The organism is Roseateles sp. (assembly GCF_031397715.1).
Lineage (GTDB): Bacteria > Pseudomonadota > Gammaproteobacteria > Burkholderiales > Burkholderiaceae_C > Paucibacter_A.
Genome location: NZ_JANNMI010000072.1, coordinates 1 through 7,257, shown reverse-complemented (window position 1 = coordinate 7,257; position 7,257 = coordinate 1). Strand labels below are relative to the sequence as shown.

Below are 7,257 nucleotides of genomic sequence, written 5' to 3'. Positions count from 1 at the left end.
GGTCGAGCTGGACGGCACCGAGCGCATGTTGCTGGACGCGCTGGGCAAGTTGAAGGCGCTGGACCCGAGCTTAAGCTTCCGCCGCAGCTGCCGCGAAGGCGTGTGCGGCTCGGACGCGATGAATATCAACGGCAAGAATGGCCTGGCCTGTCTGACCAATATGCGCACGCTGCCCGGCGTGATCGTGTTGAAGCCGCTGCCGGGTCTGCCGGTGGTGCGCGACCTGATCGTCGACATGACGCAGTTCTTCAAGCAGTACAACTCGATCAAGCCGTATCTGATCAACGACACGCCGCTGCCGGACAAAGAACGTTTGCAGTTCCCCGAAGAGCGCGACGAGCTCAACGGCCTGTACGAATGCATCTTGTGCGCCAGCTGCTCGACTTCTTGCCCGAGCTTCTGGTGGAACCCGGACAAGTTTGTCGGCCCGGCCGGCCTGCTGCAGGCCTATCGTTTCATTGCGGATAGCCGCGATGAGGCGACTGCCGAACGCTTGGACAATCTGGAAGATCCGTACCGCCTGTTTCGCTGTCACACCATCATGAATTGCGTTGACGTCTGCCCCAAGGGGCTGAACCCAACCAAGGCGATCGGCAAGATCAAGGAAATGATGGTTCGCCGCGCGATCTAAGCTGGTGGCTCCGTGATGACCGCGACTGTTATTGATACCACCGCCCTGATTGATGAGCGGGCGCTCTCCAAGCTGCGTTGGCGCTGCCGGCGCGGCCTGCTGGAGAACGATTTACTCATCGAGCGCTTCTTCAACCGTTACGCAGATAATTTGACGGTGGGCCAAGAGGCTGGCCTGTTGATCTTGATGGATCTGGCCGATAACGATTTGCTGGACCTGTTGCTGCGCCGCAAGGAAGCGGTGGACGAGTTGGATAGGCCCAATGTTCACGAGGTTCTGGCGATGCTCAGAATCAACCCCGTCTAAAAGAATTTCCAAAACTTAAAAGGACTCGCTCATGACTCCGTCAGACGTCAAAGCCACCCTGTCGTTCTCGGACGGCAGCCCCAATATGGATCTGCCGATCTACAAAGGCTCGGTCGGCCCGGATGTGATCGATATCCGCAAGCTCTACGCGCAAACCGGCAAGTTCACCTATGACCCCGGTTTCTTGTCGACCGCGTCGTGCAATTCCACCATCACCTATATCGACGGTGACAAGGGCGAGTTGCTGTACCGCGGCTACCCGATCGAGCAGCTCGCCACCAATTGCGACTTCCTGGAAACCTGCCATCTGCTGCTCTACGGCGAGCTGCCGAATGCGGCTCAAAAGGCCGATTTTGATCACCGTGTGACCCACCACACCATGGTCAACGAGCAGATGCAGTTCTTCTTGCGCGGTTTCCGCCGCGACGCGCACCCGATGGCGGTGATGACCGGCTTGGTGGGCGCCATGTCGGCCTTCTATCACGACAGCACCGACATCAACAATCCGGAGCACCGCGAAATCGCCGCGATCCGCCTGATTGCCAAGATGCCCACACTGGTCGCAATGGCCTACAAGTACTCGATCGGCCAGCCCTTCATCTATCCGCGCAATGATCTGGGCTACACCGCCAACTTCATGCACATGATGTTCGCCACGCCCTGCGAGAATTACGAGCCTAACGAGGTGCTGGTGCGGGCCATGGAGCGCATCTTCATCTTGCACGCCGACCACGAGCAAAACGCCTCGACCTCGACCGTGCGCCTATGCGGCTCCAGCGGCACCAACCCGTTCGCGGCCATCGCCGCCGGCGTGGCCTGCCTGTGGGGTCCGGCTCACGGCGGCGCCAACGAAGCGGCGCTGACAATGCTTGAAGACATCCAGCGCAACGGCGGCGTCGAGAAGATCGGCGAGTTCATCAAGCAGGTCAAGGACAAGAACTCCGGCGTCAAACTGATGGGCTTCGGTCACCGGGTCTACAAGAACTACGACCCGCGCGCCAAGCTGATGCGTGAAACCTGCCACGAGGTCTTGAGCGCCCTGGGCCTGCACGACGACCCGCTGTTCAAGCTGGCGATGGCACTGGAAAAGATCGCTTTGGAAGACGACTATTTCGTCTCCCGCAAGCTGTATCCAAACGTCGACTTCTACTCCGGCATCGTGCAGCGCGCGATCGGCATCCCGGTCAGCCTGTTCACGGCGATCTTCGCCCTGGCACGCACGGTCGGCTGGATCGCTCAGCTGAACGAAATGATCGGCGACCCCGAGTACAAGATCGGCCGTCCGCGCCAGCTCTTCGTGGGTGCTACGGCGCGCGATGTGCAGTCGATCGACAAGCGCTGATCGCTGTTCAGTAGCGCGCCAAAACCTCGCCGCCCGCACCGGGCCGCGAGGTTTTTTTCCGCCCTTGCCGCAGAGGCTGGCCACAGCTTGGGCTATGCTTGCGCAAACTGGCAAACGTTTGCTTTCGCCAGTCATAAGTTCAATCGAGACAGTCAAACTTGAGCACCATCAAAGACGTGGCCGCCTTGGCCGGCGTGTCCTTCACCACCGTGTCCCATGTCCTGAACGACACCCGTCCGGTCAGCGCCGACGCACGCCGGCGGGTGTTGGCGGCGGTTGACGAGATCGGCTATTTGCCCAGCGCCGTGGCGCGCTCCCTGCGCAAGAGCGAGACCAAGATCATCGGCGTGCTGGTGCCGAATGTGCAAAACCCGTTCTTTGCTGAACTGGTTTGCGGCGTCGAGGAATGTTGCCGCCTGGCCGGCTACTCGGTGTTTCTGTGCAACTCCGACAACGACCCCAAGCGCCAGCAGCAATACATGCGCACCTTGCTGGAGAAGCGCGTTGACGGCCTGCTCTTGTCCTCGGCCGGCGATGACGAGGCCTTGGCGCGCATCTTCAAGCTGGCCAGCGTGCCCACGGTGACGGTCGACCGATTGGTCGCCGGCGCACGCGCCGATCGCGTCAGCGTGGACAACAGCCAAGGCGCCTACAACGCCGTCAAGCATTTGCTTGACCTCGGCCACCGCCGCATTGCCTGTATCAGCGGGCCGGCCGAGTTCGAGGTCGCGCGCGAGCGCGTGGAGGGTTGGCGCCGGGCGCTGCAAGAGGCCGGCGTTGAGATCGACGAGTCCTTGGTCATCGTCAGCGATTTCAGCAGCCTGGGTGGTTATGACGCGACCAAGCGCCTCTTGCTGACTCACAGTCCGGCCACGGCCCAGCATCCCGTCACCAGTATTTTTGCCAGCAATGACATGATGGCCATCGGCGCCCTGCGAGCCGCCGCCGAGCTCGGTTTGAAGCTGCCGCAGCAGCTCTCCATCGTCGGCTTTGATGATATTGAGTTGAGCCGTTATGTGTTTCCGGCGCTGACCACGGTGGGTTGCGGCGTGCGGCTGCTTGGCGCCGAGGCGGGCCGGGTCTTGATCGCGCGGATCGAAAACCCGGGCGAGGTGTTGAAGGACGTGCTGCTAACGCCGCATCTGGTGGTGCGTGAAAGCACGGCACCGCCGCAGGTTTTTCAGGGGCATTAAAAAACTATGACAGAGAACAACAGCGGCCGCGTGGTGGTGGTCGGCAGCCTAAATATGGACATGGTGGCGCACGCCAGCCGCCTGCCCGCACCGGGTGAGACCCTGGCCGGCGAGGCCTTTGTGATGGCGCCCGGCGGCAAGGGCGGCAACCAAGCGGTGGCCAGCGCGCGCCTGGGTGCTGCGGTGGACTTTGTCGCCCGCGTCGGCATGCGCCAGTACGGCGCAGAGTTGCTGCAGGCCATGCAGAGCGAGGGCATTGCGTGTGAGGCGGTGGTGCGGGACGCCGCCGCCTTGCCCGGCATCGCCGTCATCATGGTGGCGGCCCTTGGCGGCGAGAACGCCATCGTCTATGTGCCCGGCAGCAATGCCCAGTTGAGCGCGGTGGACGTGCGGGCCGCAGCAAGCACGCTGCAGGCCGCAGCCGTGGTGGTGGCGCAGCTGGAAGTGCCGCTGCCCGCGGTTTACGCTGCGTTCGAGCTGGCGCGTGGCGCCGGGGCGATCACGGTGCTGAATGCAGCGCCGGCGCTGCAGCTGCCCGCCGCCTTGCTGGCCCTGACCGACTGGTTGGTGCTGAACGAGACCGAGGCCAGCCAGCTCGCAGGCTTAGCCGTTTCAGCGCAGACAGGCGTTCTCCCGCAGGCGGAACTTGCGGCAGGGCAACTGTTGAGCTGCGGCGTCAAGCAGGTTCTGATAACGCTTGGGGCCGACGGTGCCTTGCTCTGCACGGTCGAGGCTATGCAGCATTTCCCGGCCCAGGCGGTCAAGGCCATCGATACCGTCGGCGCCGGCGACACTTTTGTCGGTGGCCTGGCTGCCGGCTTGGCCGAGGGCATGACAGCCGCCGATGCGGTGCGACTGGGGCAGGCGGCCGCCGCGATTGCGGTCAGCCGCAGCGGCGTGCAGTCGGCTATGCCGCATCGGGCCGAGTTGACCAACCAATTTTGCAGGACAGTTTGATGATGAAAAAACCCGCCCCCATGCCGGTGATCTTTGACACCGACCCAGGCATTGACGACGCGATGGCTCTGTACTTGTTGGCCCACCATCCGGCGTTGGAACTGCGCGCCATCACGACGGTGTTCGGCAATGCCGGGGTCGACGTGACCAGCCGCAATGGCCAACTGCTGGCCGCTTTGTTCGATCAGCAAGTGCCGGTCGCCAAGGGCGCGGCCGGGCCATTGCATGTGGACGCGGAACGGGAGTTTTCCGTCCATGTGCATGGTGATGATGGATTGGGCGGCATGGCCGCGATGATTGACGCCGAGGTGCCGGCGCTGGACGCGCGGCCCGCCTCTCAGCTGATCTGCGATATGGTCAATGCCGAGCCGGGTGCCATCACCCTGATCGCGGTCGGCCCGTTGACCAACCTGGCCTTGGCGCTGCGCCACGACCCCGGCATCGCGGCCAAGGTCCACCGCGTCATCGTGATGGGCGGCGCCTTCGGAACACAGGCGCGCTGCGGCAATGTGACTCCGGTGGCCGAGGCCAATATCATCAACGACCCCGAAGCGGCGGACCTGGTCTTCAGCGCCGATTGGCCGGTGGTGATCGTCGGTCTGGACGTGACCCATGAAACCGTCATGACCGAAAGTTACTTGTCCAACCTGCAAGGGCGTGGTGCCGGTGTTGGTGTCTGTGTGGGCGACTTCCTCTGGCAGGCGACCCGCCATTACCAAGACTTTTATCAATCCGTCGACGGCATCAACGGCGTCTACGCCCATGACGCCAGCGCCATCGTCTATGCGATCGAGCCGGCGGCCTTCACGCTGCGTGCGGGGCCGGTACGGGTGGTGACCGAAGGCATCGCACGCGGCCAGACGATTCAAGACTTCCGCAAGCCCAGCGGCGCTGTGACGCCCTGGAGCGGCTGCCCGGCGCAGCAGGTCTGCATCGCGGTGAGACCTGAGCGCGTGCTGGCCATCTTCGATCAGGCTTTCGACGCTTCTTGACGATAAAGTCACGATAACCCTTTGGAGAATGCTATGAAGACCACCATCCTGAAAGCCCGCTGGCTGCTGAGCATGGCGCCTGGCAGCGGCGTGCTGAACGACCACGCCTTGGTGATCAGCGGCGAGCGCATTGCGGGCGTCATGCCCTGGGCTGAAGCCGAGGCGCAGTACCCCGATGCCGAGCGGGTCGAGTTGGGGGAGCATGTGCTGATCCCTGGCCTGATCAACGGCCATACCCATTCTGCGATGTCCTTGCTGCGCGGCGTCGCCGATGACGTGCCCTTGATGGACTGGCTGCAAAACCACATCTGGCAGCTGGAGAAAAAATGGGTCAGCGATGACTGGACCTATCAGGGCTCGATGCTGTCGGCCGCCGAGGCGCTGCGCGGCGGCGTCACCTATCTGAACGATATGTACTTTTTCCCCGCCGCGATGGCGCGGGCAGCGCTGGACAGCGGCATCCGCGCCGGCGTGTCCATCAATGTGATCGACTTCCCGACCGGTTACGCCGCCAATGCGGCCGAGTACATCGCCAACGGCCTGGCCGCCTACGAGCAGTTCAAAGGCGAAGCTTCCCTGGACTGGACCTCGGCCCCACATGCGCCTTACACGGTGTCGGACGAGACCTTTGTCGCGCTGCGTGAGTTGTCCGAAAAATATGGGATGCAGATGCATTGCCATATTCACGAAACCCAATTCGAGGTCGACTCTAGCGTGCAGCAATTTGGCATGCGGCCATTGGAGCGCCTGAACAAGCTGGGCGTCTTGAACGAGAAGATGATGGCGGTGCACATGGTGCATCTGAACGAGGCCGAGATCGCCATGCTGGCGGCGCAAAAAGTGCATCTGGTCCACAACCCCAACTCGAACATGAAGCTGGCCTCGGGCGTCTGCCCGGTCACCGCTTTGGAGGCGGCCGGCGTCAATGTGATTCTGGGCACCGACGGTGCGGCGTCCAACAACCGGCAAGACATGTTCGGCGAGATCCGCGCCGCCGCCCTGTTGGCCAAGGGCTCGACCTGCAACTCCACCACCGTGTCGGCCCGCACCGCGCTGGAAATGGCGACCATTCGCGCGGCCAAGGCGATGGGCCGTGCGGCTGACTTGGGCTCGCTCGAAGTCGGCAAGCTGGCCGACGTGGTGGCGGTGTCGCTGGACGCGCTGGAATGCCGGCCGGTCTACAACCCCGAGGCGCAACTGGTCTATGTGGCCGGCCGCGAGCATGTGTCTGATGTCTGGGTTGGCGGCCGCCGGGTGCTTGAAGGCCGTGTCCTGACCACCATCGATCAGGCCGGCTTGCTGGACCGGGTCGAGCATATCGTGGGGCAGATGAAGGCGGGTCTCTGAAGTCAATGGTCGCTGGCACCGCCCTGCGCCCAGTCTCTCGGTAGAATCCCGCACTTTCACGGCACTCGCACGGCTATCGCCGTGCTTTCCACGCGGGACTCCATGGCCACCTCCAAGCATTTGCTCTCTTTCGAAGGCGGCAACGCTCTCTCTGCATTCCGTGCTCAGGCCTTGCTGGCACAGCTTCAAACGGTCAATGAGCGTATCAAGGCCGTGCACGCTCGCCATGTGCATTGGGTCTGGTGCGACGCCGCGCTGCAGCAGGGCGATCAAGTCAAGCTGGCCGCGCTCTTGAACTACGGCGACGCCTATCTGGGTGGCGCTGAGGGTCAGCTGGTGCTGGTCGCACCCCGTCTGGGTACCGTCAGCCCTTGGGCATCCAAGGCCACCGACATCGCCCACAACTGCGTCGCGGCGCTGCGTTCCTCGAAGCGGAGGAGCGCTTCGCAGCGGGCGAGGCCGCCGCGGTCGGCGGGCAGGCGCCCATCG

8 protein-coding genes are annotated in these 7,257 nt (G+C 63.2%); all 8 read left to right on the top strand.

Features of this window, described 5'->3' with window-relative positions; genetic code table 11:
• Window positions 1-631: succinate dehydrogenase iron-sulfur subunit (locus RMO57_RS03305; protein WP_310384192.1), on the top strand; the 631-nt coding region annotated here is incomplete at its 5' end.
• 15 nt (window positions 632-646) lie between these two features.
• A complete protein-coding gene (locus tag RMO57_RS03300) occupies window positions 647-937 on the top strand; it encodes a succinate dehydrogenase assembly factor 2 (protein ID WP_310384190.1) in 291 nt (96 codons plus the stop codon).
• A gap of 31 nt (window positions 938-968) precedes the next feature.
• A complete protein-coding gene (gene gltA / locus RMO57_RS03295) occupies window positions 969-2,279 on the top strand; it encodes a citrate synthase (RefSeq protein WP_310384188.1) in 1,311 nt (436 codons plus the stop codon).
• A 158-nt stretch (window positions 2,280-2,437) separates the two neighbouring features.
• A complete protein-coding gene (locus RMO57_RS03290) occupies window positions 2,438-3,472 on the top strand; it encodes a LacI family DNA-binding transcriptional regulator (protein WP_310384186.1) in 1,035 nt (344 codons plus the stop codon).
• Window positions 3,473-3,478: 6 nt separating this feature from the next.
• A complete protein-coding gene (locus RMO57_RS03285; RefSeq protein ID WP_310384184.1) occupies window positions 3,479-4,429 on the top strand; it encodes a ribokinase in 951 nt (316 codons plus the stop codon).
• Complete coding sequence (locus tag RMO57_RS03280) at window positions 4,429-5,421, top strand: nucleoside hydrolase (protein WP_310384181.1); 993 nt, start codon at window positions 4,429-4,431, stop codon at window positions 5,419-5,421. Before RMO57_RS03285 ends, RMO57_RS03280 begins: the two co-directional genes overlap by 1 nt.
• A gap of 33 nt (window positions 5,422-5,454) precedes the next feature.
• Window positions 5,455-6,768 carry a TRZ/ATZ family hydrolase gene (locus RMO57_RS03275; RefSeq protein WP_310384179.1) on the top strand — a complete coding sequence of 438 codons (1,314 nt, stop codon included), beginning with the start codon at window positions 5,455-5,457 and terminating at the stop codon, window positions 6,766-6,768.
• A 102-nt stretch (window positions 6,769-6,870) separates the two neighbouring features.
• On the top strand, window positions 6,871-7,257 hold a 387-nt coding region (locus tag RMO57_RS03270), incomplete at its 3' end, for a hypothetical protein (RefSeq protein WP_310384177.1).